This is a genomic window from Natronolimnobius baerhuensis (assembly GCF_002177135.1).
Taxonomy (GTDB): Archaea; Halobacteriota; Halobacteria; order Halobacteriales; family Natrialbaceae; genus Natronolimnobius; species Natronolimnobius baerhuensis.
The window spans coordinates 904,198-931,158 of sequence record NZ_MWPH01000002.1 but is presented as its reverse complement, the minus strand read 5'-3'; the positions used below and the strand labels follow the sequence as shown (position 1 = coordinate 931,158).

At 61.8% G+C, this 26,961-nt stretch carries 26 protein-coding genes and 1 pseudogene; 15 read left to right on the top strand and 12 right to left on the bottom strand.

Annotation, left to right across the window (positions count from 1 at the left end):
* Positions 1 to 17 precede the first annotated feature (17 nt).
* The 3 genes from B2G88_RS10875 (at position 18) to B2G88_RS10865 (ending at position 3,195) form a co-directional block, all read left to right on the top strand.
* Entirely contained in the window at positions 18 to 1,373 is a 1,356-nt protein-coding gene (locus tag B2G88_RS10875; RefSeq protein ID WP_087714771.1) for a tRNA pseudouridine(54/55) synthase Pus10, read from the top strand.
* A gap of 72 nt (positions 1,374 to 1,445) precedes the next feature.
* Positions 1,446 to 2,129 (top strand): ribonuclease HII, encoded by a 684-nt coding sequence (rnhB, locus tag B2G88_RS10870; protein ID WP_054862562.1) that lies wholly within the window; start codon positions 1,446 to 1,448, stop codon positions 2,127 to 2,129.
* A gap of 61 nt (positions 2,130 to 2,190) precedes the next feature.
* Positions 2,191 to 3,195, top strand: coding sequence for a sodium:calcium antiporter (locus B2G88_RS10865; RefSeq protein ID WP_054862561.1), 1,005 nt, complete (start codon positions 2,191 to 2,193; stop codon positions 3,193 to 3,195).
* Positions 3,196 to 3,262: 67 nt separating this feature from the next.
* On the opposite strand, the gene B2G88_RS10860 is transcribed toward B2G88_RS10865, so the two are convergent.
* Both B2G88_RS10860 and secF read right to left on the bottom strand, forming a co-directional pair.
* Complete coding sequence (locus B2G88_RS10860) at positions 3,263 to 4,888, bottom strand: preprotein translocase subunit SecD (protein ID WP_087714770.1); 1,626 nt, start codon at positions 4,886 to 4,888, stop codon at positions 3,263 to 3,265.
* A complete protein-coding gene (secF, locus tag B2G88_RS10855; RefSeq protein WP_087714769.1) occupies positions 4,888 to 5,784 on the bottom strand; it encodes a protein translocase subunit SecF in 897 nt (298 codons plus the stop codon). Before secF ends, B2G88_RS10860 begins: the two co-directional genes overlap by 1 nt.
* A 117-nt stretch (positions 5,785 to 5,901) precedes the next feature.
* Here secF and B2G88_RS10850 point away from each other — a divergent pair, with 117 nt between their 5' ends.
* Positions 5,902 to 6,282, top strand: a complete 381-nt coding sequence (locus B2G88_RS10850; protein WP_054862560.1) for a hypothetical protein — start codon at positions 5,902 to 5,904, stop codon at positions 6,280 to 6,282.
* A 9-nt stretch (positions 6,283 to 6,291) separates the two neighbouring features.
* Here B2G88_RS10850 and B2G88_RS10845 read toward each other — a convergent pair whose 3' ends face one another.
* A complete protein-coding gene (locus B2G88_RS10845) occupies positions 6,292 to 6,765 on the bottom strand; it encodes a DUF5812 family protein (protein WP_054862584.1) in 474 nt (157 codons plus the stop codon).
* Between the two features lie 127 nt (positions 6,766 to 6,892).
* On the opposite strand from B2G88_RS10845, the gene B2G88_RS10840 reads away from it, so the two are divergent.
* Positions 6,893 to 8,194 (top strand): glucose-6-phosphate isomerase, encoded by a 1,302-nt coding sequence (locus B2G88_RS10840; RefSeq protein WP_087714767.1) that lies wholly within the window; start codon positions 6,893 to 6,895, stop codon positions 8,192 to 8,194.
* A 42-nt stretch (positions 8,195 to 8,236) separates the two neighbouring features.
* Here the strand turns inward: B2G88_RS10840 and B2G88_RS10835 are convergent, their stop codons facing one another.
* On the bottom strand, positions 8,237 to 8,908 hold the full coding sequence (locus B2G88_RS10835; protein WP_054862559.1) for a DNA methyltransferase: 672 nt from the start codon (positions 8,906 to 8,908) through the stop codon (positions 8,237 to 8,239).
* 156 nt (positions 8,909 to 9,064) lie between these two features.
* On the opposite strand from B2G88_RS10835, the gene B2G88_RS10830 reads away from it, so the two are divergent.
* Positions 9,065 to 10,186: a CPBP family intramembrane glutamic endopeptidase gene (locus tag B2G88_RS10830; protein ID WP_087714766.1), complete on the top strand. Its 1,122-nt coding sequence runs from the start codon at positions 9,065 to 9,067 to the stop codon at positions 10,184 to 10,186.
* Between the two features lie 137 nt (positions 10,187 to 10,323).
* Here the strand turns inward: B2G88_RS10830 and B2G88_RS10825 are convergent, their stop codons facing one another.
* On the bottom strand, positions 10,324 to 10,782 hold the full coding sequence (locus B2G88_RS10825; RefSeq protein WP_087714765.1) for an NOB1 family endonuclease: 459 nt from the start codon (positions 10,780 to 10,782) through the stop codon (positions 10,324 to 10,326).
* Positions 10,783 to 10,786: 4 nt separating this feature from the next.
* Positions 10,787 to 11,032, bottom strand: a complete 246-nt coding sequence (locus tag B2G88_RS10820; RefSeq protein WP_087714764.1) for a PRC-barrel domain-containing protein — start codon at positions 11,030 to 11,032, stop codon at positions 10,787 to 10,789.
* A gap of 336 nt (positions 11,033 to 11,368) precedes the next feature.
* On the opposite strand from B2G88_RS10820, the gene infB reads away from it, so the two are divergent.
* A complete protein-coding gene (gene infB / locus B2G88_RS10815; RefSeq protein ID WP_054862558.1) occupies positions 11,369 to 13,192 on the top strand; it encodes a translation initiation factor IF-2 in 1,824 nt (607 codons plus the stop codon).
* Between the two features lie 74 nt (positions 13,193 to 13,266).
* Here infB and B2G88_RS10810 read toward each other — a convergent pair whose 3' ends face one another.
* Positions 13,267 to 14,322: a hypothetical protein gene (locus B2G88_RS10810; RefSeq protein ID WP_054862557.1), complete on the bottom strand. Its 1,056-nt coding sequence runs from the start codon at positions 14,320 to 14,322 to the stop codon at positions 13,267 to 13,269.
* Positions 14,323 to 14,441: 119 nt separating this feature from the next.
* Between B2G88_RS10810 and B2G88_RS10805 the strand changes: the two are divergent.
* The 4 genes and pseudogenes from B2G88_RS10805 (at position 14,442) to B2G88_RS10790 (ending at position 19,651) form a co-directional block, all read left to right on the top strand.
* Positions 14,442 to 14,796: pseudogene (locus B2G88_RS10805) on the top strand (hypothetical protein).
* Positions 14,797 to 14,928: 132 nt separating this feature from the next.
* Complete coding sequence (gene pyrG, locus B2G88_RS10800; RefSeq protein ID WP_087714763.1) at positions 14,929 to 16,575, top strand: glutamine hydrolyzing CTP synthase; 1,647 nt, start codon at positions 14,929 to 14,931, stop codon at positions 16,573 to 16,575.
* Between the two features lie 300 nt (positions 16,576 to 16,875).
* Positions 16,876 to 17,898: a DUF726 domain-containing protein gene (locus B2G88_RS10795; RefSeq protein ID WP_087714762.1), complete on the top strand. Its 1,023-nt coding sequence runs from the start codon at positions 16,876 to 16,878 to the stop codon at positions 17,896 to 17,898.
* Position 17,899: 1 nt separating this feature from the next.
* Entirely contained in the window at positions 17,900 to 19,651 is a 1,752-nt protein-coding gene (locus B2G88_RS10790) for a family 43 glycosylhydrolase (RefSeq protein ID WP_087714761.1), read from the top strand.
* 45 nt (positions 19,652 to 19,696) lie between these two features.
* On the opposite strand, the gene B2G88_RS10785 is transcribed toward B2G88_RS10790, so the two are convergent.
* Positions 19,697 to 20,020 (bottom strand): hypothetical protein, encoded by a 324-nt coding sequence (locus B2G88_RS10785; protein ID WP_087714760.1) that lies wholly within the window; start codon positions 20,018 to 20,020, stop codon positions 19,697 to 19,699.
* A 231-nt stretch (positions 20,021 to 20,251) separates the two neighbouring features.
* Between B2G88_RS10785 and B2G88_RS10780 the strand changes: the two genes are divergently transcribed.
* Positions 20,252 to 20,521 carry an IclR family transcriptional regulator gene (locus B2G88_RS10780; protein WP_087714759.1) on the top strand — a complete coding sequence of 90 codons (270 nt, stop codon included), beginning with the start codon at positions 20,252 to 20,254 and terminating at the stop codon, positions 20,519 to 20,521.
* A gap of 49 nt (positions 20,522 to 20,570) precedes the next feature.
* Here B2G88_RS10780 and B2G88_RS19090 read toward each other — a convergent pair whose 3' ends face one another.
* On the bottom strand, positions 20,571 to 20,810 hold the full coding sequence (locus B2G88_RS19090; protein ID WP_140408839.1) for a hypothetical protein: 240 nt from the start codon (positions 20,808 to 20,810) through the stop codon (positions 20,571 to 20,573).
* Positions 20,811 to 20,973: 163 nt separating this feature from the next.
* Positions 20,974 to 22,329: a hypothetical protein gene (locus B2G88_RS10775; RefSeq protein ID WP_087714758.1), complete on the bottom strand. Its 1,356-nt coding sequence runs from the start codon at positions 22,327 to 22,329 to the stop codon at positions 20,974 to 20,976.
* 298 nt (positions 22,330 to 22,627) lie between these two features.
* Between B2G88_RS10775 and guaA the strand changes: the two genes are divergently transcribed.
* Together guaA and B2G88_RS10765 are read left to right on the top strand one after the other, a co-directional pair.
* Positions 22,628 to 23,545: a glutamine-hydrolyzing GMP synthase gene (gene guaA, locus B2G88_RS10770; RefSeq protein WP_087714757.1), complete on the top strand. Its 918-nt coding sequence runs from the start codon at positions 22,628 to 22,630 to the stop codon at positions 23,543 to 23,545.
* Positions 23,545 to 23,874 carry a DUF7126 family protein gene (locus B2G88_RS10765; RefSeq protein ID WP_054862552.1) on the top strand — a complete coding sequence of 110 codons (330 nt, stop codon included), beginning with the start codon at positions 23,545 to 23,547 and terminating at the stop codon, positions 23,872 to 23,874. The genes guaA and B2G88_RS10765 overlap by 1 nt, the downstream gene beginning before the upstream one ends.
* A gap of 415 nt (positions 23,875 to 24,289) precedes the next feature.
* Here the strand turns inward: B2G88_RS10765 and B2G88_RS10760 are convergent, their stop codons facing one another.
* On the bottom strand, positions 24,290 to 24,991 hold the full coding sequence (locus B2G88_RS10760; protein ID WP_087714756.1) for a 5-formyltetrahydrofolate cyclo-ligase: 702 nt from the start codon (positions 24,989 to 24,991) through the stop codon (positions 24,290 to 24,292).
* A gap of 56 nt (positions 24,992 to 25,047) precedes the next feature.
* A complete protein-coding gene (locus B2G88_RS10755) occupies positions 25,048 to 25,764 on the bottom strand; it encodes a MogA/MoaB family molybdenum cofactor biosynthesis protein (RefSeq protein ID WP_054862551.1) in 717 nt (238 codons plus the stop codon).
* Between the two features lie 129 nt (positions 25,765 to 25,893).
* Between B2G88_RS10755 and B2G88_RS10750 the strand changes: the two genes are divergently transcribed.
* Entirely contained in the window at positions 25,894 to 26,934 is a 1,041-nt protein-coding gene (locus tag B2G88_RS10750) for a zinc-binding dehydrogenase (protein WP_054862550.1), read from the top strand.
* The last annotated feature ends 27 nt before the right edge of the window (positions 26,935 to 26,961 follow it).

Sequence of the window (26,961 nt, the reverse complement as noted above, 5' to 3'; positions counted from 1 at the left end):
ACCCTGATGCTCGAGGTATGACTACGGACGACGCCCGCGCGCTGCTTGCGACCGGGTCGATCTGTGACTCCTGTCTCGGCCGCCCCTTCGCCGAGCGGAGTTTCGGACTGACGAACGCCGAGCGCGGCCGGGCGCTACGAACGACGATTGCACTCGAGGACGACACCGACTTCGACCCCACGCCACCCGCGGAGTGTTGGGTCTGTGATGGCTACTGTGACACCTACGACGCCATCGCCGACACCATCGTCGATGCTCTCGAGGGCGTCGACTTTGCGACCTACCAGGTCGGGACGCGCGTCCCGCCGCTGGCCGAGGAGAACGAACGCCTCCTGCGCGAGGATGCCGACCTCGAACCCGACGTCGGCGAGTCGTTCAAGCGCGAATTCAACCGTGAGGTCGGCCGCCGCGTCGGCGCAAAGACAGGCACTGACGTCGACTTCGACCGCCCGGACGTCCTCGTCATCATCGATCTCGAGGCGTTCGACCCGCTCGAGGCCGTCGACGACGACTCGGTGACGAGCCACGCGGTCGACGTCCAGATCAATCCGGCGTTCGTCTACGGGCGCTACCGGAAACTCGAGCGCGATATTCCACAGACGGAGTGGCCGTGCCGGGAGTGTGGCGGCAGCGGCGTCCAGTTGGCAGACACCGGTGAAGAGCCCTGTGACTACTGCGGCGGCTCGGGCTACCTATACGACACCAGCGTCGAGCAGGTCGTCCGCCCGCACGTCGTCGAGGCGATGGACGGCGACGAAGGCAAATTCCACGGCGCGGGCCGCGAGGACGTCGACGCCCGCATGCTCGAGACCGGCCGCCCGTTCGTCCTCGAGGTCAAACGCCCAAAGCGACGCGATCCGGACCCCGAAACGCTCGAGGAGGAGATCAACGAGGCCGCCGCTGGGTCGGTCGAAGTCGACGGCCTCCGACTGGCGACCTACGACATGGTCGAACGCGTCAAAGAACACGACGCGAGCAAGCAATACCGCGCCGATGTCGAGTTCGCCGAGCCACTCGACGAGGAGACCTTCGAGGCAGCGCTTTCGGAACTCGAGGGAACAACCGTCGAGCAGGACACCCCACAGCGCGTCGACCACCGGCGGGCGAGTCTCACCCGCACGCGGACGGTCTACGATATCGGTGGTGAATTGCTCGAGCCAACGACAGCCGAGGTTTACGTCCACGGCGAGGGCGGTCTCTACATCAAGGAACTCATCAGCAGCGACGAGGGCCGCACGGAGCCGAGTCTCGCCGGGCTGGTCGAGACCGACGCCGAGGTGACCGCACTCGACGTCACCCGTGTCGAAGGCGAGGACGAACCGTTCGAACTCGAGGCGTACTTCCTCGACGAGCCTCGCGACGGCGACGAGTAAGCCGCCAGCAGTTTCGTTTTCCGCTCGCTCGAGAGTCACAATCGTTATCCCGCCATCCCACAACCTCGAAGTATGCCATTCGGCGTCGACGAAGCCGGAAAGGGGCCAGTCTTCGGGTCGATGTTTGCCGCTGCCGTCTCAGTCGACGAGCCCGCCCAGCTGCCCGAGGGAATCGCGGATTCGAAACGACTCACACCCGCCAGACGCGAGGCACTCGCGGCGGCGATCCGGAAAGACGAGCGCATCCGCGTCGGTGTCACCGAAATCACGCCCGCGCGGATCGACGACCCCGAGACGGACATGAACTCGCTGTCAGTCGCCGCCCACGCGGAAGCAATCGCCGATGTGGTCGCCGGACTCGAGGGAGACACACTCGAGACGCCAGTATCCGGTCTCTGTGACGCCTGCGACACCGACGCCGAGCGATTCGCCCGGCGGGTGAGCGAGGCCTACGACCGAACGCTCGAGGGAGCGTTCGCGGTCGACATCGACGCCCGCCACGGCGCAGACGACGACTCGCCGGTCGTCGGCGCGGCGAGCATCATCGCGAAAGTCGAACGCGACGCCCACGTCGCGGCCATCGCCGAGGAGTACGGCGATGTGGGCAGCGGCTATCCGAGCGACTCGGCCACGCGCGAGTTTCTCGAGCGCTACGTCGACGAGCACGGCTCGTTGCCGCCGTTTGCCCGCACGTCGTGGTCGACCTGCGAAGACGTGCTCGCGACGGCCGAACAGACTGGCCTCGAGCAGTTCTGAGTCGTCTTACTCTTCTGTTGCTCGGCCCGGTTTTATACGCGCTCACGGTGGACTGTGAGCCGTGCTCGAGGTCCTGACGCTGCTCGTCGTCGCCACCGTCGCAACCGGAGTCGTCTGGAAAGGGAGCACCTGGCTCGAGGCTGCAGCCAACGATCTCGCGGCGGGCTACGGCGTCCCGGCGGTGGTCCAGGGCGCGGTCATCGCCGCCGTCGGCTCGAGCATGCCGGAACTGGCGAGTGTCATCATCGCGACGCTGCGCTACGGCGAGTTCGAACTGGGCATTGGTGCCATCGTCGGCTCGGCGGTGTTTAACCTCCTTGTCATCCCCGCTGTGTCGGTCCTCGTCGGCGGCCGCATGGACACGAACCGCGACTTGGTGTACAAGGAGGCGCTGTTCTACATGCTCGCCGTCGCCGTCCTCCTGTTGACGTTCTCGCTCGCCGTTATCTACTATCCGCTCGAGGGCGACCTGCTTGAAGGAGAAATCACCCGCCCACTCGCACTCGTGCCGCTCGGATTGTACGCCCTGTACCTGTTCGTTCAGTATCTCGATGTTAGCGACCACGACGGCGCACGGACCGACATTCCGCTGGCTCGAACCTGGGGTTGGTTCGCGGTCGGACTCGTCGTCATCATCGTCGGCGTCGAGGGGCTGGTCCAAGCGGCGATTGGCCTCGGCGACGCCTTCGGCACGCCGGCGTTCCTCTGGGGGCTGACCGTCGTGGCTGCCGGCTCGAGCGTCCCCGACGCGTTCGTCAGCATCGCCGCTGCCCGCGACGGCAGAGCGAGCGTGAGCCTCGCGAACGTCCTCGGAAGCAATATTTTCGACCTGCTGGTTGCGATCCCCGCGGGGGTCCTCGTCGCCGGTTCGCTCACGATTGCGTTCCCCCACGTCGTCCCGATGATGGCGTTTCTAATCTTCGCGACGGTCGTCTTTTTCGCCATCGCTCGGACAGATATGCTCCTCTCGCGGACTGAAGCCTGGACCTTGCTGGGTCTCTATGGCCTGTTCGTCGTCTGGCTTGCCCTCGAGAGTGTCGGGCTGGTGAGTATTATTCCGCCGTAGCGATGCCGTGGCTGTGTTGGTCCGATCAAACGCAGTGTCGCAGCGAAAAGAGTCTGAACGCTACGAATTACCGATCCGTCAGCAGGCGCTGGAGGATGTCCCCGTACGCCGGACGAGTGATGAGGACGCCGATCAGCACGCCGAGGATCGTGATGATGGCAAAGCCGCGCAGGTCGCCCAGACTGAGGACGGCAAGCGGCGAGAGCGCGATGATCGTCGTCGCCGCCGCCGCGCCGATGATCCAGAACGCCTTCCGGAAGCGGGATTCGAACACCCGCTGGGAACTCACCTCGCCTTCGTCCATCACCTCGTCGGCAATGATGATGAGGTCATCCACCCCCGTCCCGACGACGGCGATAAACCCGGCGACGTGTGAGAGATCTAGCGGCATGCGTATCAGTGCCGCAAAGCCAAGCAGGATCACCACCTCCGCTGAAGCCGTGAGAATCATCGGCACGGCCACCTTCGGGTCCCGGTAGCGCAGGAAGACCATGCCACTGACTGCGAGCACGGAGAGCCCGCCGATCAGCAGCGAGTAGAGCTTGAACTGATCCGCCAGTGCCGGCTGGACCGAGAGGGTCTGTTCCTGACTGAAGTCAAGCGGCGCGGGCAACGAGCCAGCACGGAGGTTCACCGAGAGCAACTGGGCCTGATCGAGTTCCGGCGCACCCATGAAGAAGCTCGGGTCGTTCTCCCAGGTGCCGCTGTACATGTTATCGGCCAGTCGCGGCCCCATGCTGTGGGCGTCGATAGCCTCTCCGTCGACGACGGTGATCAGACAAAACTGCGGGCGGTCGTATTCGCCCTGGAAGTTGACTTCGCCACCAAGCCCACTCAGGTCACACTGTCCCTGCCCGTGGCTGGTAAAACCGAGTTCGTTCAGCCGATTTTGATACCCGGGCGCTGCGCTTCCGTCGACCTCAATGGGCACCTCGTAGCCGCGAGTTTCATCGCTCGAGCGCGGCGCGTCTACGGTATCGATCTCCTCGCCGGTCAGGACTGGTTCCCTCGTGTAGGATCCATCATCTTCCTGATAGTACGCCTGCAGCTCGACGATTCCGCGCTCTTGAAGGAGTTCTCGCAGTTCCTCGGGGTCCATGTCGGGCACTTCGGTGACGATATAGTAGCCCTCGCCGAGCGTGTCTTCCTCGTAGGCGGTGCCGCCGGTTAGTCCGGCTTCGTTGACGCGCTCCTGAATTGTATCGATCATCTGTGCGCGCGTCTGTGCGGAGACGCCGCTTCGAATGTCATCTTCGTCAACGTCGACGCCCTGCGCTTGTAACATCGCGGCGAAGTCCTCCTCACTCACCTCGTCGGTGTAAATCTCGGCCGAAACCGTGCCGTCACTGGCAACGATGACGCTTGCGTTGCCAGGCTCGAGACCCAGTTCCTCGTAGATGGCACCCTCGAGGGCGCTACTTCGGTCGTGATCCACCGACCCGTCTTCGTCAACGATGCCGGCGTCGATATCTTCTGCGACGAGGCCGGTGATGGGCGCGCTAATTCGGGTTCCGCCGTCTAAGTCGATCCCGTACTCGAGGTTGGTCATGGTTTCCTCGATGGCATCGTCTTCGACGACAGCGTCGTCGGCCATGAGCCCACCGGGGTAAAACAGTGCGATGGCTGCAGCAGTGATGAAGACGATGAGCAAGAGGAGCCGCCAGTACTCTTTGATGAACGCTTTTGCTCCCATTATGATCGCACCCCCTCGAATTTGTACCAGCGAAGCAGGCTCAGGTTCAACATGTAGGTGTTCATCAGGTCAGCCGCGAGGCCGACAAAGAGGATGATACCGACCGAAGCCAGGAGTTCAACCCCGAACAGCGTTGCAGCGATGCCCATCACGAGCATTGCTGCCATCGACGTGACGGTCATCGTGACACCCGTTCGGGTCGCCCGGTGGGTACTTTCATAGAAGTCCCCCTGCCGGCGCAGGATGTGGTTGTTCAAGAGGATATCAGAGTCCACTGAGTATCCGATCAGCATTAACAATGCGGCGACCGTCCCCAGCGAGAGCGAAATGTTCGCCAGCGACATGAACGCGAGCGGAATCACGAGATCCGAAAACGCGGAGAGGACGATTGCAATCGACGGCACGAACGTCCGGAACAGCAAGAACGCGATGACGCTCATGCCCAGAAACGCGACGGCAATCCCGAGTAGCGCCGTCTGCTGTGTTTGTTCGGCGAAGGTTGGCGAAACCGTCGACTGCGATTGGACGACCGCTGTGTCACCATCTTGTGCGAGATTCGTCGCCGCCTGGTTGCTCAACGACTGAATCACGTTGTTATCCTCGATACCAGCGAACTGAACGCTGTACTGGTTCTCGACGCCGGGTGCCTGGACAGACTGGATCGAATCAGGCTCGATATCGAACGCGCCCTGAATCTCAGACTCCGAGGACGTCGTCTGAACCGTCAACTCTGCGCCGCCGGCAAAATCCATGCCGAGTGGAACCGGCGTCCCAGTGAGTAAAAACGTCCCACTCAGAACGAGCAACGCGACTGCGAGGACCGCGAGTGGTACCGCCGCGAGCTGGCGGTTGGTGTACCGGGTATAATCAATCTCCGGTACGTCGAAATACCCCATATACCCCACCACAGGGAGTCGGCCGAAGTAAGCCTTCTCAATTCTACCAGCATATTTTCGACTGAATCCTACCCCATCGACCGCAGGTTAAAGCCACTCGAGTTCCTCTCATACCGTATGACGAACGGCTCAGACCAGCACACCGACCCGCGTTCGGCTGCGCCCGATAGTGGCTCGGACGGCACGGACCACGCCGACCGCGTTGTCGTCTCCTATCCCGAAGACCTCTCGGAGTGGGGCCTGTTCCAACTCGAGAAGTCCTCGTTCCGAACCTATCTCCTGAAAGTACACGACGACGTGGCCGTCGGCGACGTCTGGGAGGAGTTCCTCGATGTCGGCTGCTGTGGCAGCGCGATGGACGTCTCGCTGCGAGTCGAACGCCTCGAGGGTGGGACCTGGATCGATCAGGAGACAACGCTCGAGTACGAATCGAGGGACAGCGTCGAGATGGACGGCAGTTGGCAGGCCCAGAGCGAGGGCGGCCCGAAACGCGCCTAAGACGGTCGATCAGTCCGGCAGGTAGCGTACACTCAATACGCCATCGTCGGCCGAGCGCCGAACCTCGACGCGGACGGCCTCGAGTCGTGCGGCACGTGCGACGGTTTCCTCATCCTCGAGCACATCAGTAGCGGCGTCCTCGATGTCATCTCCGGGCACACGGAAAATGTGGATCTCGCCGGTGCCGGCGCGTTCTTCCTGAATCAGGTCGCCGACCTCGGCGTCGGCCGCGAGTTCCTTTTCGTGCGTGGTCGGCTCGAGATCGCTGTCGATCACCTCAACCGTGCGTCGTTCCTCGACGTCGACGACCTCCCAGGTAACCTCGAGTGGCGGCTCCGGTGCGACGGTCGCCTCGAGGACGTCGTGTAACTCGAGGCCAGGGTTCGACGCGAGGGTGTGGACCTGTGCGGTGTCGACATCGCGGACAACAGCCGAGTCGGGTTCGGCGTGGGTGACGAGGAAGGTGCCCGTTGTTTCGCTCATATGCGTTCGTAGGCCAGGCTCGGGTTTTGGGGTTTCGACTTCGACCTGTCGCGACTCCCGTCTCTCGCAGCCGAACCGGCCAGCGGATGACGGAACGCCTTTACTCCGGGCGGTTGCGCACTCTGGCATGAACGTCGATATCGGCAATGCGCTTGCCACCGTTGCGTCGCCGGGCATCTCGAGAGAGCGCCTCGAGCGACTGGACGCACAGGTCGCCGACGCACACGAACGCATCGAAGCGGGAATGGAACACGCAGAACACGGCTACGAGGCGCTGAATCTGCCAGAGAACGTCGATCCAGCCGATATTCGACAGGCGGTCGGGCCAGTCACGGACGCCGACGCGCTCATCACGGTCGGCATCGGCGGCAGCGCACTCGGCGCGGCGACGATCACGGACGCGCTCGCAGACGAGAGCGACACCGAGGCCATCTATCTCGACAACGTCGACCCCGACTGGGTCACAGGCCACCTCGAGCGGATCGATCTCGAGAACGCGGCGATCAACGTCGTCTCGCGCTCTGGAACCACCGCGGAGACGCTCGCGAACTTCCTCGTCGTCCGCGAGGCGTTCGAGGACGCCGGCGTCGACTGGACTGAGCGCACAATCGTCACGACCGGCGAGTCGGGTCCCCTTCGGGACCTCTCGGATCGCCACGACCTGCCGTCGCTGAAGGTCCCCGACGGCGTTCCCGGCCGCTTCTCGGCGCTCTCTGCCGTGGGACTGGTCGCCGCCGAAGTCTGTGGCCACGACATCGACACGCTGCTCGAGGGCGCAGCGGCCGAGCGCAAGACGCTTACGGGCTCGCTGTTCGACTGTCCGGCCTACGCCTACGGCGCGACGAGTTACGCGCTCGACCAGCGCGGCGCAGCGATCAATGCGATGATGCCCTACGCGGAGTCGCTCGAGACCTCCGCGGAGTGGTTCGCCCAGCTGTGGGCCGAGAGCCTCGGCAAGGACGACCTCGGACAGACGCCCGCTCGAGCGCTCGGCGTGACCGACCAGCACTCCCAACTCCAACTCTATCGCGCGGGGCCGCGCGACAAACTCGTCACCTTCGTCGTGCCCCAGGAACAGTCGGATCGAGCGATTCCCGACACCGAGGTCGATGATCTCGCCTATCTCGGCGATTCGACACTCGGCGAACTCCTCGCCGCGGAGTTCGAGGCGACCGAGGCGAGCCTCGCCGCTGCGGGCCGACCGAACGTCCGCATCGAACTCGAGCGCGTCGACGAGTACGAACTCGGCGGCTTTCTGTACGGGATGGAAGCGGCCTGCGTGCTCGCGGGCGAACTGTACGGCGTCAACACGTTCGAGCAGCCGGCCGTCGAGTGGGCGAAGAAGGCGACTCGAGGGTTACTCGGCGGCGGGGACTTCGAAGAGGCCGACGCGGTCGCTGAGAAGACGGAACTGCGTATCGAGCGGTAGGGCCGCTCGTTCGCACTCGAGGCGGTACTTGGCGGGGATACGTTACTCGGCGGCGTTTCGAAAGACCAGACAGTAGGAGTGATCGTAGCCGTAGCCGAAGGTACCGTCGCGGTCGTTGTCGCCGTCATCGTCCCACGTGACGACTGTCTCGCCTTCGAAGTGAAACATGTTCGCCACGCGGTCTGCGATATCCCACGCCAGCGTCGTCACTTCGCCCTCGTGTTTCATGTTTGAAACGTCGATGATAACTGCGCTGTCCGGGTGTAACACCGATTCTAATCGAGTGAACGCCGTTTCAATATCCACGAGATACGCCTCGTACGTGCTCTCGCCGCCGTAGTTTTCGAACGGGTTTCGGTCGTCGGCTTTCCACATGAACGGCGGCGAGGTGAAACAACAGTCACAGGCGGGCATCCACGACGCCTCGAGGTCGAGGACATCGCCGTGACGAACGGCATCTGCGGTCTCGAGTTGGTCCTCAATGTACGCGACGCGGTCGGATTCGTACTCGATTCCGCAGGGCTCTCGATCCAGCCGTTCGGCGACTCGCAGTGTTGTTCCGTACCCCGCGAACGGATCGATGACTCGATCACCGGGTTCGGAATACTCCCGCAGGAAGTGCTCGACGAGCGTCGCCGGCGTTCGCACCTCGTTTGCGTGTCCGGGTGGTAACTTGTCCGGATGCGCGTACTCGAGCGACAGATATGTCTGCATAGCATACTGTTCTGATCTACAATAATTTCGGTTTTCGGCTCCGGTTTCGGTTTCCAGGACGACGACTGTTACCTCGAGGGAAATCGAACCATGCCCCGGTCTGATCGACTCTACCGATTGCGGTGCGCCTATGACGTCCCAGCCGAAAGGCAACGTATGACCGAGACTGCACGGGTCGACGACGCGACCCCGTTCGGACACAGCGCCGTCCCCGGCATCGGGGCCGTACTCTCGGCGGTCACCCTCGCCGCGATGGCCGTCCCGATCCAGCGCGGCCTCGAGGACCCCGTCGTCTGGGGAGCCGCCGCCTTCGCCGTCATCGCCGTTCTCGCCTTTCTTGGCAGTCGCTACAGCGTTCTCGAGCGACGGCTCGCCGCACTGGCCGCACTCGCCTCGAGCGTCGGCGTCGTCCTCCTCTCGGGTTATGCGATGAATCAAGGAGTCGCCGCCTCAGTGACGGTTCCCGGCCTCGAGACGTCGATCTCGCTCGTCTTTGCGGGCTTCGTCACGGCCGGGCTGACCGCCGGCGTGAGTATGGCGACGTTCTACGGACTGACGCCTAGGGCGTTGAAAGAGCGCAGTCTCGAGACGGCGACGCTATCGATTGTGGGGTTTGGTGGGCTGCTGGCTGCACAGGTTGCCACACTGCTGATCGCCCAGCCAGTTTTCATTGTCACTGACTCGCTTTCCCGGTTCGAACTCGTCCTCATCAGTCAGATCGGGATGGCCCTCGGCATGGGTGGGCTCGCGATTGCATACATCGCAGTCATGGACTATGACTGGTCGTTTATCGACCTCAAGGTGCCGACAGCGCGCGACGTTGCCTGGACTGTCGGCGGCCTGTTCGTCCTCTTTGGCGCACTGTTTGCGATTTCGATGCTCTTTCAGACGACGGGCGTCGAGAGCGCAGACCACGGTACGACCCAGCAGGCCCAGGAGAACCCCGAAATCCTGCTCGTGTTGATTCCCGCGGCCATCCTGATCATCGGCCCGTTCGAGGAACTGCTGTACCGTAACGTCATCCAGAAAGCACTGTACGGCACGTTCTCGCGCTACGGTGCCGTCGTCGTCGGGAGCGTCATCTTCTCGATTGTCCACACACAGGCGTACTGGACCGCCGGGCCGGGGCAGGTCGTCGCCAGTCTCGGAACGATTTTCGGCCTCTCAATCGTGCTCGGGACGATCTACGAACGAACGGATAATCTGGTCGTCCCCGCGCTGGTCCACGGCGTCTACAACGCGATTCTCTTCGCGAACCTCTACTTCCTCTACGGATAACCCGACGAGTTCAGTCGGCGCTTGCGTTCACTTGCATCACTTGCATTCGAGGGGTGTGCCTCGAGCGGCGTTGACGCAAGGCTCGAGATGGGGAGTGTCAGTTCGTCAGCGGCGAGAATGTGGCCTGTGAGGATCAGTTACGAGGGATTCTTGCGTGCGAGATCCGAGCCACAGATCGGACAGCGATCCTTCTCTTCGTCGAACTCGCGACCACAGCCCTGACACTGGTAGTGCCACTGGCGCTGTTCTTCGATGCCGTCGCGGGCGATGACTTCGACGTCGACGTGTAGTTTTTCGGAGACGTTTTGCATCGCGTAGTCGTCGGTGACGAGCGTGGCGTCGAGTTCGAAACTCGCGGCGATGAGCCGAATGTCTGTATCCGAGAGCACGCCAAGGTCGCCGGACTCTTTCGCGGCGCGGCGGACCTTCTCGGTCGTGTCATCGTTGGGAATGTGGATGTGCATTCCCGATCCCTCCATCGCATCGTAGCGATAGGCGCTCTCGTCCTCGAGTTCCTCGCGGACGAGTGGGATTGTTGCAGTCTGTTCTGTCGTGTGAAAGTCGTGGATAAAAGCCGAGGAGTCGAGAACGTACATACCGTTAGCGCTGGACGACAATGTAGTCTTTAACCGCCTGAACGCGGCTCACTGGGACGAGAAACCGACCGGCGTCGTTGATATCGAAATCGACGGCGCGGGTCGAAATTGCTTCGTCCGGCTCGATGATGAGATCGTGCAGTTCGCCGGATTTGAGATCCATCGTGATGTTGTAGAGCAGTCCAAGCTCGGTTCCGTCCGAACCCATGACGGACTTCCCCGAGAGGTTTTCAGCGAGTATATCGCTCATGCATACCCGTATTTACTAATCGGTATTAAATACCATGGGGTCACAAACGTGACTGAGACGGTCGATTATGATACAGTCTCTGTGAAACTACACGCCCGCTTGCGATTGGATTGCCACCGACTTCCAGCGGTCCAGTGTAGCGAGTTCCACCACTGCGTGTTCGATGAGTACTGACTCGAGTCGGCGACCGGACCACTGTTATGACTCGAGTCGTGCCTGCGTCGTATCAATTCGAGTAGCGTGAGCGGTTCGATATCGCTTACCAGACATGCGTGACGATGGGTTTAACTACTGCCCTGCGGAGGATCTAGGCAAGACCTTCTCGGGTGGTTCACCATGTCGGATACGGACACTGATACTGATACGGAGTCGAATTCACGGGATCCTACATCCCTGCGAACGCCAATCGTTGCCGTCCTCGGACACGTCGATCACGGAAAGACGAGTCTGCTCGATAAGATCCGCGGCTCGGCCGTCATCGAGGGCGAAGCAGGCGCGATTACCCAGCATATCGGGGCGACAGCCGTCCCGCTCGATATTATCTCTACCATTGCGGGCGACCTCGTCGATCCCGACGATTTCGACCTCCCTGGACTGCTCTTTATCGATACGCCGGGCCACCACTCCTTTACGACGCTTCGCTCGCGCGGCGGCGCGCTTGCGGACATCGCCATCCTCGTCGTCGACGTCAACGACGGCTTCCAGCCACAGACGCTCGAGGCACTGGACATCCTCAAACGCTCCCAGACCCCATTCATCGTCGCGGCGAACAAGATCGACACAGTGCCGGGCTGGAACGTCAACGAGGATATGCCGATCAACGCGACCTACGACGCCCAGTCGGATCGCGTGAGTTCGCGCCTCGATGAGAGTCTCTACAAGATTATCGGGAATCTCTCGGATGAGGGCTTCTCCGCTGACCTCTACTGGCGGGTCCAGAACTTCCAGCGCAACGTCGGTGTCGTCCCCGTTTCTGCGATGACCGGCGAGGGCGTTCCGGACCTGCTCGCGGTCATGATGGGACTCTCCCAGCGCTACATGAAAGAAGAGATGGAAATCGACGTCACCGGCCCGGGCGTCGGCACCGTCCTCGAGGTCAAAGAGGAGAAAGGGTTCGGGAAGACGGTCGATATCGTCCTCTACGACGGGACGATCCGCGCGGATGATACCGTCGTTGTCGGCGGGCAGAACGATCCAATCGTCACCGAAGTCCGCGCCCTGCTCCAGCCTCGCCCGCTCGCTGAAATTCGAACCGAGAGCCGATTCGAAAAAGTTGACGAAGTCGGCGCAGCGGCCGGGATCAAGGTTGCAGCACCTGACCTCGGCGACGCGATGGCCGGCGCACCGGTTCGCGTCGTCCGCAATCGCAGCCTCGACGAAGTCGTCCACGAAGTACGCGCCGAACTCGCAGATATCGCCGTCGACACTGCCGACGAAGGTGTCGTCGTCAAAGCCGACACGCTTGGCAGTCTCGAGGCGATGGCCGACGCGCTCGATGAAGCTGAGGTCCCAATTGTCCGTGCAGAAGTCGGTGATGTCGCACCGCGGGATATTTCTGTGGCCTCAACCGCTGAAGACTCCAAACAGCAGGCGATTCTCGGCTTCAACGTCGACACGCTCTCGGATGCCGAGCGCCGCGCCGAAAGCGACGACGTCAAAATCTTCACCGACCAGGTCATCTATCAGCTCATCGAGGAGTACGAAGAGTACGTCGAAGACCTCGAGAAAGCCCAGCAGGATACGATTCTCGATAATATCGTCCGACCGGCCCGGTTCCGGATTCTGCCCGATCACACCTTCCGACAGAACGACCCCGCAGTCGTCGGCGTCGAGGTGAATTCGGGCACTATTCAGAACAACGCGAACGTCGTCAAATTCGACTCGAACGAGCCAGAACGCGTCGGCCAGATCAAGGGGATTCAAGAACAGGGTGAGGACGTCGACGAAGCCCGCGTGGGCAATCGCGTCTCGGTCGCAATCGACGGCCCGACTGTCGGCCGCCAGATCGAAGAAGACGACGAACTCTGGACCGAAATCCCCGAGAAACACGCGAAGATCTTAGAGCAGGAACTGACCGACGAAATCCCCGCCGACGAACTCGAGGCGCTGAATATGTTCCTCGACAAGCAGCGCAGTCGCGACCCCTTCTGGGGCAAGTAAGACGCGGCTGAAAACTCTCAACAGTGCTCGAGCAGCGCTCGTGGATATACCGGGTATTGGTGTACGGAACTATTTTAGGCGCGTTCGGACGTTCGCTCGCGCGTTGAATCTGTGTCGAATGTCGAGTCAGAGCCAGCCTGCGATGCTGGGTCTGCGCCGTGATCGGACACGTCTCGCTCGCCAGTCCCCGACGTGTCCGCGGGTGACTGGCCCTGTCCATTTCGAGCCTGCTCAATGGCCTCGAGCACCGCGTCGGGGTCGTCGATTGCGTCTCGATGGCAGCGAATGTCGCGGGCGAATCTCTCGCGCTCGATCACGAGTTCCTCGTCGGTCAGGCGGACGTCTGAAATTGCGTCCCACTCGAGGAGTGTTCGATTTTTCAGGACGAGACCGGCGTCGTAGACGGCAATTTCTGGAGGATTCCAGCGTTCGCTCGGATCGGCCCACGACGCTGACTCGTACTGACTCGAGAGTGCGAGAAAGCCGCCATACCCTGCCCAGAACAGCCCAAAGAGGCTTCCGTTCGCCGCGATGGCAAGGCCAGAGATGAGTAAGAATAGCCCGGCAAACATCGAGATGGTGTCACTCGAGTACATTCCTGCTCGTACCCAGTCCCAGCTGGCAATTGGCTCGTCGTCGGTTCGAGAATCGACGTAGCGCGTCCGACTCAGGCGGTTCAACCCGTAGGCGGTGGCAGCAAGGACGAGTCCGGACGTGGCTGTAACGGCCCCGAGACGGGGGGTCGCCTCGAGACCGAACGGGGCAGTCGACGTGAGCGAAAGCCCGCTCGGAACGGCGACCAGGGCCGCCACTGGCAGGTACGACGCCACTCGCCGGGGGAGACTGCCGCCGATTCGTTCAGGGAGGCCGCGGGTACGCCGTGCGATGAAATGGCCGATGATGGTGACGATCAACAGCGTACTGGGGACCAGACCGAACAGCGCGCCAGTCGTGACGTTGGCAAGTATGCCAGCAACCATGACGCCAGCAGTGACGACAAGCCCGAGATAGAAGCCGAAACCGGCCTGAAACGCGATATCGGGCTCTCCGGGAATGCTCTCGCGATTGCCGTTGCTATCGTCATCGCCGATATCAGTATCGTCGACAAGGGCGCCGTCGCGGGAGACCACAGTGGTGGTGTTTCACTCTCGACACGTAATATATTCACGGGGTGAGCGGCGCATACATCTCCATACCCCCTGGCTCCTGCCAGTGGAAGCAGTAACACGCTGCTCGAGGTGGATTGCATATGCTCGTCCATTGTCGACAGTACAAACACGAGGAGGTTCAGTTCGACGACAACCGGACGACCGGCGAGTCCCAGACCGAGGATGCGGTCGACCCAGAGCCGGAGGAATACTTCGGGAAAAGCATTGATGAATTCGACCTCGAGACGTGGGAGACCGTCGAGTACGAAGGCGATCCGATCCAACGGCGCGAGGTGACGATCGATGGCGCGACCGCTGTGTCGGTACAGGAGTCGGGCGAGCCAGACGATCCGGGGCTGCCGGGGCGAACGATACAGGCGACTCTCGGGCGGGATGGAGCAACTCGAGCACGCTGAACTCGTCGAAGTGCAGGATACGGAACCACAGGCCGAATAGGCTCTGTGTGAACGGATACCGACTCGAGGCAAAAAAGGGGCCCAAGAAACGTATCACGAACCCGAATGACAGGGTGTGTCGGACGCGGCGGAGTCCCGAAATCGTTTTCAATTGGTCGCGCGCACACTCGGTATGCCGACGGAATCGGACACTGATTATGACCCCACACTGGGGAACAAGTTTATCTTCGTCACCGGTGGCGTAATGTCGGGATTGGGCAAGGGGATTACGGCCGCGAGTACCGGTCGATTGCTCAAAAACGCTGGCTTCGATGTCACCGCAGTGAAGATCGACCCGTACCTGAATGTCGACGCGGGGACGATGAATCCGTACCAGCACGGTGAAGTCTACGTCCTCAAAGACGGCGGTGAGGTCGACCTCGACCTCGGGAACTACGAACGGTTCCTCGACGTCGATATGACCTCGGACCACAACATCACGACGGGGAAAACGTACCAACACGTCATCGAGAAAGAGCGCGCGGGTGACTACCTCGGGAAGACCGTCCAGATCATCCCACACATCACCAACGACATCAAACGCCGCATCCGCGAGGCCGCCGAGGGAACCGACGTCTGTATCGTCGAAGTCGGCGGCACTGTCGGTGACATCGAAGGGATGCCCTACCTCGAGGCGCTGCGTCAGTTCGCCCACGAGGAAGACGACGAGGACATTCTCTTTACGCACGTCACGCTCGTGCCGTACTCGAAAAACGGCGAGCAAAAGACGAAACCGACCCAACACAGCGTCAAGGAGGTCCGCTCCATTGGACTCCAGCCCGACGTGATCGTCGGCCGTTGCGAGGACAAACTCGAACCCGAGACCAAAGAGAAGATCGCGCTGTTCTGTGACATTCCGACTGACGCGGTGTTCTCGAACCCGGACGTCGAGGACGTCTATCACGTCCCGCTGATGGTCGAAGAGGAAGGTCTCGACCAGTACGTCTTAGAGCGGTTCGGGATGGCCGAGGATGCCCTGCCGGAAGGCGAGCGCACGAACGGCTGGCGCGAGATCGTCACCACCGAGAAAGACGGCGCAATCGACATCGCACTCGTCGGGAAGTACGATCTCGAGGACGCCTACATGTCGATCCACGAGTCGCTGAAACACGCCGGCTTCGAGGTCGGCGTCGACGTGAACGTCCACTGGGTGTCAGCCGACGAGATGGCTGACGGTCACGACGGCCAACTCGAGGGGATGGACGGAATTATCGTTCCCGGCGGCTTCGGGATGCGCGGCACGGAAGGCAAGATCGAGGCAGTTCGATACGCCCGCGAGAACGACGTGCCCTTCCTGGGACTCTGTCTTGGCTTCCAGATGGCCGTCGTCGAGTACGCCCGCAACGTGTTGGGCTACGAGGACGCCCACTCCGCGGAGATGGAAGCAGACACGCCCCATCCGGTCATCGACATCCTGCCCGAGCAGTACGAAGTCGAGAACATGGGCGGCACGATGCGCCTTGGCGAGCACACGACCGTAATCGAACCCGAGACGCTGGCGTACGACCTCTACGAGGACACCTCGTGTACGGAACGTCACCGTCACCGCTACGAAGTCAACCCCGAGTACTTCGAAGACTTCGAGGACGAACCGCTGGTCTTCTCGGGCACCGCCGGAAATCGGATGGAGATTCTCGAACTCGAGGATCATCCGTACTTCTTCGGCACGCAGTACCACCCCGAGTACACGTCCCGACCCGGACAGCCGAGTCCGCCGTTCCTGGGCCTCGTCGAAGCGGTGCTGTCGACGCAAGCCCCTGTGGCCGACGCCGACGACTGAGACTGTCGGACACACCGAGTCACAGCGTTTCGACCGAACGGGGGCCGAGAATTGTTATCGACTGCTGTCCGATAGTATGAGACAGAACGCTGTCAGTCAGTGACAGCGGAAATTCGTGTTTTTGGCGGTACTGTACACAGTTTGGGCCTCGGCTAGATTCACCACGCACCACGGGGCCCGGACAAGTCGCCGTCGATATTGGTGTGACTCGCTCGCGGACCCGCCAACACTCGATGAGCGCTGTGCCTGTCACATGATTTGATCCCAACGTTAATATTCACTATCGTAATTATTGGAATTATGGCGCACAATGAGACGGCGTTACAGACATCCGCTCGGCGCCGAACAGTCCTCCGTGGCCTCGGTGCAAGCATCCTCGCCGCCACCGGTGCCGGAACGGCCAGTTCGGTCGCTGCACAGTCAAACGACATCACTGTCCGTGACATCCGCGAGTCGCCGGATGCGACGCTGCCCGTCGTCGACGAACTGCTCGTCTTCGTACACGGGTGGATGAGCAGCAATGCCGGACCCGATCAGGCCGCAGCCCTCGCTGACGTCCTCGCCGCTGGTGACTACGAGCCCGACGAAACCGTCGCCTTCGTGTACGACGCCAGCACCCCCGACCCCGTCGCAGTACTGGAAGACGCAGCGGACGCCGGCGCTGCACTCGCCGACCTCGTCCAGACTGCCGTCGATGAGGGCGTCGAGTCGATTCGGCTCGTCGGCCACTCACTTGGCGGCCGCGTCGTCCTCGAGGCCCTCGCCACCCTCGAGGAGGGCTACGTCGTCGATACCGTCGCGCCGCTTGGCATCGCTGCGGACGGCTCGATGGTGACCGAGGGCGGCCACTGGTACGACGGCATCGCGAATCGGGCCGACGAGGTCCGGAACTACCACTCCGAGAACGACGACGTCATCGGGCCGGACTTTGGCGGCGCGGACGATACCGCGCTCGGAGCGGAGGGCGCACCGGACTCGGCAGCAACGCCGAACACGTACATGGACGTCGACGTCACCGATGCCGTCGAAAACCATGGCGCATACATGAGTAGTTCGGCGTTGGGCCAGGACCTCGCCGCGGCGATCACCGACGACGAGGGGCCGCCACCGATTGGGGACAGCGCGTCCGCACCGACGGATCCGAACGGCGACGGGCTGTACACCGACATCACCGGCGACGGCGAGACCACCCACGACGATGTCGAGACGCTACTTGCGAATCTCGACGACGACGCCGTCGAGACCAACGCCGAGTACTTCGATTTCGCCGACAACGGCACCGTCGGTTTCAGGGACGTGATCGCTCTCATGAGGGCGATCTAACATGACGGGGCCGACTGGAATCGACGCGCTCGAGCGACGACGGCTGCTGCAAGCAATCGGTGCTGGAACACTCGGTGCGGTCGGCCTGGCCGGCACGAGTGGGTCCGCGTTGGCGACGAGTGACGACGAACTGTCCTACGAGAACCCGTTGTACGGTCCGGACTTTGCGGACCCGGCCGTCCACCGCGACGACGACGGGACGTGGTGGGCGTACGCCTCGAACATGAGCTATACCGACAATGCCGACGAGCGATTGGTCCCGATCCTTTCCTCGACGGACCTCGTCGACTGGACGTACGAGGGCGAGGCGTTCGACTCTCGGCCCGGCTGGCTGTACGGCTCGGTCTGGGCACCGGATATCCACTACCACGACGGCGAGTGGGTGCTGTTCTACGCGCTCTGGCCGCGAGACGATGACGACGAGGAGGTCCCCGGCATCGGCGTTGCCACGTCCGACACGCCCGACGGCCCCTTCACGGACCACGGGGAGATTCTCTCCAACCCGGATCACCCCTATCCCGGCAACACTATCGACCCCTACTTCGTCGAGTACGAGGGACAGCCGTCCCTCTTCTGGGCTAACTTCAGGGGCATCTACGCCGTGGAACTCACCGACGACCTCCGGGACTTCCGGGCCGAGACGTTCCAGCAGGTCGCCGGGGACGCCTACGAGGGGCCGAACATCTTCTACCGAGAGGGCTACTGGTACCTGTTCGCCGCGACCGGGGACTGCTGTGACGGATTCGACAGCACGTACGAGGTCGAGGTTGGACGGGCAGAGAATCCCTTCGGCCCGTACTACGACCGCGAAGGGACGCCACTGCTCGAGCGCGACGAGTGGAACGCGGGCTCGACACACCTCGGAGACAACGAGCGTTTCATTGCACCGGGCCACGGCGACGTGACGGTCGACGACGACGGCACCCACTGGTTCTGCTATCACGCCTACGACACCGAGGGGCCGGAGATCGCGGATGTGTACGGGTGGCCGCCCGCCAGACAGCTGTTCCTGGACCGTATCTACTGGACCGCAGACGATTGGCCGATCATCGGCGGGGACGAAACGCCGAGCCTGTCGGCTCCGGTGCCGAATCTGGGCCAGCAATCTGTACCCGTGGCAGATGGGACCTATCGCATCGTAAGCGCCGACGGGGGGACCCTCGCAGTCGACGGACCCGACGACGGAGCGAGTGCGGTCGTCACGACGACCGGCGACGACTCCGCGGCCGAGTGGCACGTCTCACGCCTGTCTGGCGGCGAGTACCTGCTGGAAAACGCCGCGAGTGAACAGGCACTCGAGGTCGAAACCGCCGATACGGACGAGGGAGCAAACGTCCAGCAGTGGCCGTGGCACCGCCACCCAACCCAGCGCTGGTATCTCCACGTGAACGACGATGGGACGTACCGTCTCGAGAATGCCTGTAGTGGGCACATCGCCGCCCTCGAGGGAGCGAGTGCGAACGTGATCCAGTCGTCCTGGACCGGCGATGACGACCAGCGCTGGACGTTCGAGGCCGTCGATACCGACGGTCCCGAACCGATTGGGAACAGCGCGTCCGCACCGACGGATCCGAACGGTGACGGGCTGTATACCGATATCACCGGTGATGGCGAGACCACCCACGACGACGTGGCCACCCTCTTCGAGCATCTGCAGGACGAGACGGTGCAGGACAACCCCGAGTACTTCGATTTCGCCGGAAACGAGGAGGTCGGTTTTAGTGACGTGACCGAGTTGCTCCGGCAGGTGTAGCCTCGAGTCGTCTGGAATCGCCGTATCGGCGGGGCGGATCACGCGCTACGGGCCGGCGTAGTAGTCGCCCGATCCGCCGGCGTGGTTCTGCAGGTGGACCGCAAGCCTCGAGATGGGTTGGCGACTAGTTTCTCGCCACTTGCTGTCGTCTCGCTCGTGGGTGATCCGCCGCGCGTCGTCCGCGTCCGTGGCTGGAACGTAGGTAACGCGCTGGCGACGGCCATCCATCGTCGTGTACTCGAGGGTGAGTGTGAACGCGGGCGTGGCGGGTGGGTTCTGGCCGCCGTCAGTTCGGAGCGTTGGGAGTGTGTGCGGGCGATACGACTCTCGAGCGGAGGCTTTATTCTCCGCAGTATCGTGCGATTGCATGCGTCCGTAGCCTGAGTACGGAAGCCACGCGGGCCGGTGTTGCAGCACCGGGTCCGCAGTTTTGACGAACACGTAACCCAGACAAGTGGGTCTCTTTGGCTTCCGTTACTCTCACTCACGAACGCATGGAACATAAATTTGATCCCATACAGTATCAGAGCTGATGCCAAGTGATATTGAGTCCGGCTATGCCACCCGTAGTTATGATGGCGAAGTGTGAGACTCTGGCCAATGCGCCCGCTGGTATCGTGGATGACTAAATCAGATCCCGCCATCCTCGAGTTCTTCGAGGAAACAGGGATCGCAATGCCTCCAGCGGTAGTCTCGTACAATATACACGGTGTCTCTCACCCGACTGTGAAACGACGGCTTCCCGTTTTGGTCGAACACGATCTTCTCGAGAAAGTTGATGAAGACCGTGGGTACTATCGGATCACTAACCGCGGGCATGCCTATCTCGACGGAGAACTTGAAGCCGACAAATTAGAGCCTGAAAAATAGAAATTAGATTTTGGACTGGCTCTCACATCACCAAGAATTGGTGCGACAGTTAGAACGATTGTACTTCTGACCATGTCCATGCGAGTATGGCGATTAGGCTAACCAAACCCAATAGTCCGAAAGCCATCATCGCTCCTTCAACAGTTGAAGCCATTAACTCATAAAACGGATCACCGGGCTCCGGAGCCGCACTGGAATTCCATAGATGGGTCATTATTATGATTGTGAACAGACCGCTCACAGAGACTACAATCATATTCCATATTATTCCTATTAGTTGATCACTCATACAATTCATTACGACAGACCCATATATAATATTTGCTCAAAATTGGACGATTGTCCCATTAATAGAGAAGTGAGACAACAGTTCATTATGAAAGAATAGAAGAACGTTCCTCACTTATGAAGACGTATAGAGACAGTCCCTATATAAACGTCAAAAGCCTCGCTTAGTCGTCGATCTCTGTAACGACCGCCATCACATCCGGAATCGCCGTCGCCAACTCTTCAATCTCGAGATACCGAAGCCGAGTCTGTTCGAGTTGGCGAGCCCAGTCGCTCGCCGACTCCTCGTTGATCGCCTCGAGATGGCGCTCGAGTCGCCGGTCTTGTCGCTCGAACCGATCCACAAGCATCGCACACAGGTGCTGAACGAGCTGATCGTCCCCGTCCGCACGAATCCGATCCTCGAGCGCACTCGAGGCACGCGCTTTGGCATCGCGAACGGCGTCACCTGTCGTGTCGAACTCGACGGTCACGTCAGGTTCACTCGTGGACGGGATGTCCTCAAACGCTGGGAGGGAGAGTGCGTACGCGTGGCGTTCGACCGCTCGACGCACTGCGAGTGCGGGCAAGCCCTTCTCGAACGCATCCGTGGGTCCGTCGTGACGCTCGAGGAGGTGGGAAATATAAATACGGTATGCGTGGGCATCGATCTCGTCCCCACCGTCCTCGGTCTCAAACTCGACGTTTTCGATGACCGTCTCCGTTCGCTCTTCGAGTCGTTCGGAGGCGTCCTCGAGGTCCGATTCAAGCGAACCCGCAGACGCCTCCTCCCGTGCGCTCGCTTCCAATGAGTCCTGAAATCGGACGGCATCATCGAGCCGAGCGCGTGCGCTGGCCGCTCGAGCAGCCGAATACTGCGGTTCGACGGTGTCGAGGTTGCCCTCTCCGTGAACGTATCGCTCGGCCATCCGGATCGAACCGCGGGCGGTGTCCAGCCACTCGTCCAACTCACCGTACGCGGTGGCGGCCCACGAGAGGTTGGGTGCCACGTACGACAGGCCCTCGAGGACGGCCTCGTACTCCTCGCGCAGCGCCTCGAGGTCGGCACTGATGTCGTCTCTATCGCGCTCGCCGCGCTGCAGCGCCGCCAGGGTAATTGCCTGCTCCGCCCCACCCAGTGCACCCCGAAGGTCGCCGAGAACGTCGAGCCGTTCCGCCGCCGAGAACTCTCCAAACGAGCCGCGTTGGGCCTCGTACTCCTCGAGCGTCGCGTCCGCCCGTTCGAATTGCCGTCCGGAGTGGGCCATCAGTTCGTCCTCGTCGGCCTCGATCTCCCCGTCCGGCCACCGCTCTCGAGCCGCCTCGACGCGCTCGGCGAGTTCCTCGAGGGCATCGATGAGATGGGATTCCGTCGGACGGAGGGACGTGGCGTCCGAGACGGTGGGATGCTCGATCTCCTGGGCCCCGTGCAATGCGTTGCGGTCGGACCACCGTCCTATGCGGCGGCGCTGGTGGTATCCTCCGAGTCCAACCGCGGCCGTTCCAGCCCCGAGCCACCCGAGAGCGGTCCGCCGATTCATTATCAGAGACGGTCGAAGGTACGTCTCATAATTGTTGGGAAATCGATGCAAACCGCGATCACATCGAGGCCGTCGGGGTTGCTGACAACGGTCGTGTCGGCTTTAGCGACGGTCTCGAGTCAACTGCGACGGGCTCGATTCGGGACGCCATCACGTCACTCGAACGCACCTCGAGACACAGCCGACTACCAATTCAAAATCGTTTTGTCCGTCCCGTTCCGAAAGTCGGCATGGCGAGTACGCTCGATAGCACTATTTTGGACGCAGTTGCGCCGAGACGACAGGAGAGTGACCCCCAATGGTAGAGACAGACACGTTCGTCCCGGAGGCAGTCGCAGAGATCGAAGACGAAATCGGCGATTCGAACGCCGTCATCGCCCTCTCGGGCGGCGTCGACTCGAGTGTGGCCGCCGCACTCGCATACGAGTCCATCGGCGACCAACTCACGCCGGTCTACGTCGACACCGGCCTGATGCGCAAAGGCGAAACCGACCAGATCGCGGAGACGTTCGACTACATGGAGTCGCTGCGCATCGTCGACGCGAAAGATCGCTTCCTCGAGGCGCTCGAGGGCGTCACGGACCCCGAGGAAAAGCGCAAGATCATCGGCGAGCAGTTCATCCGTGAGTTCGAACGCGAAGCCACAGACGCCGACGCGGACTACCTCGTGCAAGGGACGATCTACCCCGACCGCATCGAGAGCGAAGGCGGGATCAAGTCCCACCACAACGTCGGCGGCCTCCCCGATGTCGTCGACTTCGACGGCATCGTCGAACCCGTTCGCGACCTCTACAAGGACGAAGTGCGGGAAGTCGCACGCCACCTCGGTCTCGACGAACTCGTCGCCGAACGGATGCCGTTCCCCGGCCCCGGACTCGCCGTGCGCGTCATCGGCGAAGTCACCGACGAGAAACTCGAGGTCGCCCGCGACGCCTGTCACGTCGTCGAGGAGGAACTCGAGGAGTACGAGCCGTGGCAAGCCCTCGCCGCCGTCATCGGCAAGGCGACGGGTGTCAAAGGCGACAACCGCGTCCACGGCTGGGTCGTCTCCGTGCGCTCGGTTGAATCGCGTGACGGGATGACCGCCCGCGCCCAGGAGATCGACTGGGAGACCCTCCAGCGCATCCAGTCCCGAATCACCGGCCAGAACGACAACGTCGCCCGCGTCGTCTACGACGTGACGCACAAACCGCCAGCAACAATCGAGTACGAATAATGGCGGTCACGAACGCAGTCGTTGCCGGCGCTGACGACAACGGCATCACCGACGCACTCGAGGCCGAAGGCGTCGAGGTCGCTCGACTCGAGGGCGTTATCTCGCGGCCGCAGTTAGAGGAGGCTGGCATCGTCGAGGCGCAGTTGTACGTCCTGACGGACGTCTCTCAGGCGACGACGATTCCAATCGTCTGTGATCTCAGCGACGACATCCGAACCGTTGTCTACTCGAGAGAGTCGAGTCCGGAGTTCGTGAAAGCACAACTCGATTTTGCGGTCGATCCGAAACTGCTCGATCCGGCACTCGTTGCTGAGGAACTGCTCGGCTAAGTAGTCGCGTTCGAACTGTCTGGGAAACAACCACTTTTATTTCCGACGGTAGTTTGTAATGGCTGTATTGGGTTTGTGAACCGTCTCGCTCGCGATATCAGCCAATTAAATCCGAGTTAAATTCGGCAGAATTCGGCGTAAGACCGGTATACCGTCTCCCCTGTTCAAGTGGGTCCCCCGAATAGGGATGGATGGAGGTCGACGGGCAACCGCCACACCGTGGCATATTGCCTGTTCCCGTGACTTCCAGCAATCCCACCACAGCACCCTTCCCCCCACATTGCCATACCGTTCCGACGCGGGCTGCTGCACCGGCCTGCGTCGTTCCTTGCGGTTCTGGCATCCGGGACGTGTTTGCGTCCCGGGCTGTTTTACACTCGAGAGCGAGAGCGTCGCCTACTGATCCGTCTTAGACTCACTCGAGCGTCTCTAAAATCGGAATCTCCGCACGCTGGTCATCGCCCAGTTCGTCCCAGTCGATTCCCGCTGGCCGATCCGCGTCCGGGGTCGTCTCGAGGACGCGCTCGGGCGTGACGATCAGGTCCATGAAGACGTCGTGCGGGGAAAACGAAAGCGTCGCGTCGGTGACTTGCATCTCGTGAACTGTCGTGACCGTCACCGTCTCATCATCGACGAGGTCGAACTCGCTGAGAATCGCATACTCGAGGTCGCTGTAGCCTTCGCCCTTCCCGATGCGGCCACCGGCCGGCGTGACGACAACGCTGCCAGCGACGATCAGGTCGATAGGATCGACTGCGTCTGGATGAACTGGAACACCAACCTCAGCCGAGCCACCGACCGTCGTTGCGTGGTCGATATCGTCGATTTCGGCGGGATCGAGCCGTAGAAAACATTGTTCGTCACGGAGCCGGGGGACTGCCATGTAGACCGTCTTTCCAGCCCGCAGCGCTGCGCGTCGAACCGGCAGCTGTGGGGCATCGGGATTCGCCTTGATGACGTCGGCGCGTTCCCAGGCCGTCGTTTCCGCGAGTCGCTCTGCAGCCGCATCCGCCCCCGCGAAGTTCGGAATGCGACCATGCGGTGGAAACGGAAATCGTGCCTCACCGCTGTCCTCGAGGTCGTCCCAGAGTTGCTCTCGGAGGTGCTGTTTGTCCATATGCGCGCTTGGAACTGGATCCACTAAGCGATGGCTGGTCGCTTTTCGGCCTCGCGCTACGAACTGGTGTCAGTCTCGTCTGCGTCCTCGCTAGTGGTGTCTTCGCTGTCATCGTCGTCCGAGAGCGCTGGCTCGGCAGCCGACTCGGTTTCAGCGTCGTCCGCTCGAGCGAGGTCGATCAAGTGTGTGGCTTCGGGGAGGATGACCTTCTCGGTCGCCAGTTCGGTGGCGTCTGGGTTTCCGGGCAGACAGAAGACCGGTTTTCCGTCGGCAACACCGGCGAGCGTTCGCATTGCAACGACGCGGGTCCCAATTCGGTCGGCAGCGTACATGGTGAACAACTCGCGAAAGGCCGTTAGTTCCTTATCGAGCAGCGGGTCGACGGCTTCGATGACGACGTCGTCGGGTTCGATACTGGTTGCACCGGCAGTGATGACGAGGTCAACATCGTCTCGCTCGATCAGTCGCAAGACAATAGACTGAACCCGGTCGTGCTCGGCGGCGACGTGCTCTCGCGTCGTGAGATTGTGGCCGGCCTCCTCGAGAGCCGTTTCGATTGCCGTCCCCGCGTCGTCGGAGGCGAGCGAGCGATTCGCTGCGATGGTGATGACGCCAACCTCGAGTGACGCTGACTCCGAGTTGCTGTCTGCGTCTGTTTCCGTGTCCGTCTCAGTCGCCGTCGTCTCAGCAGCCTCGGACGCGTCCTCTGTTGCTGTCGGTGACGCAGTCTCGGCGTCCGAGTCACCCTCGTTCGGCGTCTCGTCTCCGGTCATACCTCGCCTTTGACTGCCGAGCGGAAAACAGTGCCCACCTCGGAGACAGCACGAGAGCGGCGCAAAACCGGTCGCGGTGGTTCGCCGAGAGCCCAACTGTTATGGCTCGAGTGACCATCAGTCTCGCCTATGCAGGCAGTCAAGATCACCGAACACGGTGACACCGACGTGATCGAGTACGGCGAGTATCCCGACCCAACCGTCGGCCCCAACGACGTGCTCGTCGACGTCAAAGCCGGCGCGCTCAATCACCTCGATATCTGGGTCCGCCGTGGACTGCCGACGCTCGACCTCGAGATGCCCCATGTTCCCGGGAGTGACGCAGCGGGGATCGTCGAGGCAGTCGGCGACGACGTGACGCAGTTCGAACCCGGTGATCGGGTTGCTGTAACCGCAGGCGTTAGTTGCGGCCACTGTGAGTTCTGTCGCGACGGCGATCCGACGCTCTGTGTCAACTTCCACCTGCTCGGCGAGCACGTCACCGGCGTTCACTCGGAGTACACCGCCGTCCCAGAAGACAACCTGATACCGGTTCCTGACGGTGTTGACTGGGTCACTGCCGGCTCAACGTCGCTCGTCTTCCAGACCGCCTGGCGGCTGTTGATCGACCGCGCCGATATCGAACCCGGCGAGAAGGTCCTCGTCCTCGGCGCGAGTGGCGGTGTCGGCCACGCTGCCGTCCAGATCGCAGACTACGCTGGCGCAGAGGTCTATGCAACCGGCAGCACCGAGGCAAAACTCGAGTACGCCCGCGATCACGGGGCAGACCACGTCGTGAACTACGAGCAACAGAACTTCGCGGAATGGGTCCGCAGCGAGACCGGTGGTCGCGGCGTCGATGTCGTCGTCGACTACATCGGGGCCGGCACGTGGCGCGATTCGATCAAGAGCCTCGCGAAGAACGGCCGACTCGTCACCTGTGGCGGGACCGCAGGCGGCAATCCCGAGACGGATATCCCACGTATTTTCTGGAACCAACTCCAGATCATCGGCTCCACGATGGGCTCCCCCGGACAGGTCGATGACGTGATGGAACTGGTCTGGGACGGCACCTTCGAGCCGTCGATTCGCGAGGTGGTGCCGATGAGCGACACTGCACGCGCACACGATATCGTCGAACAGCGCGAGGGCTTCGGCAAAGTCGTTGTCCGCCCGGATAGCGAACTCTAATCGCCAGCAGACGGGCTGGTTCACCGA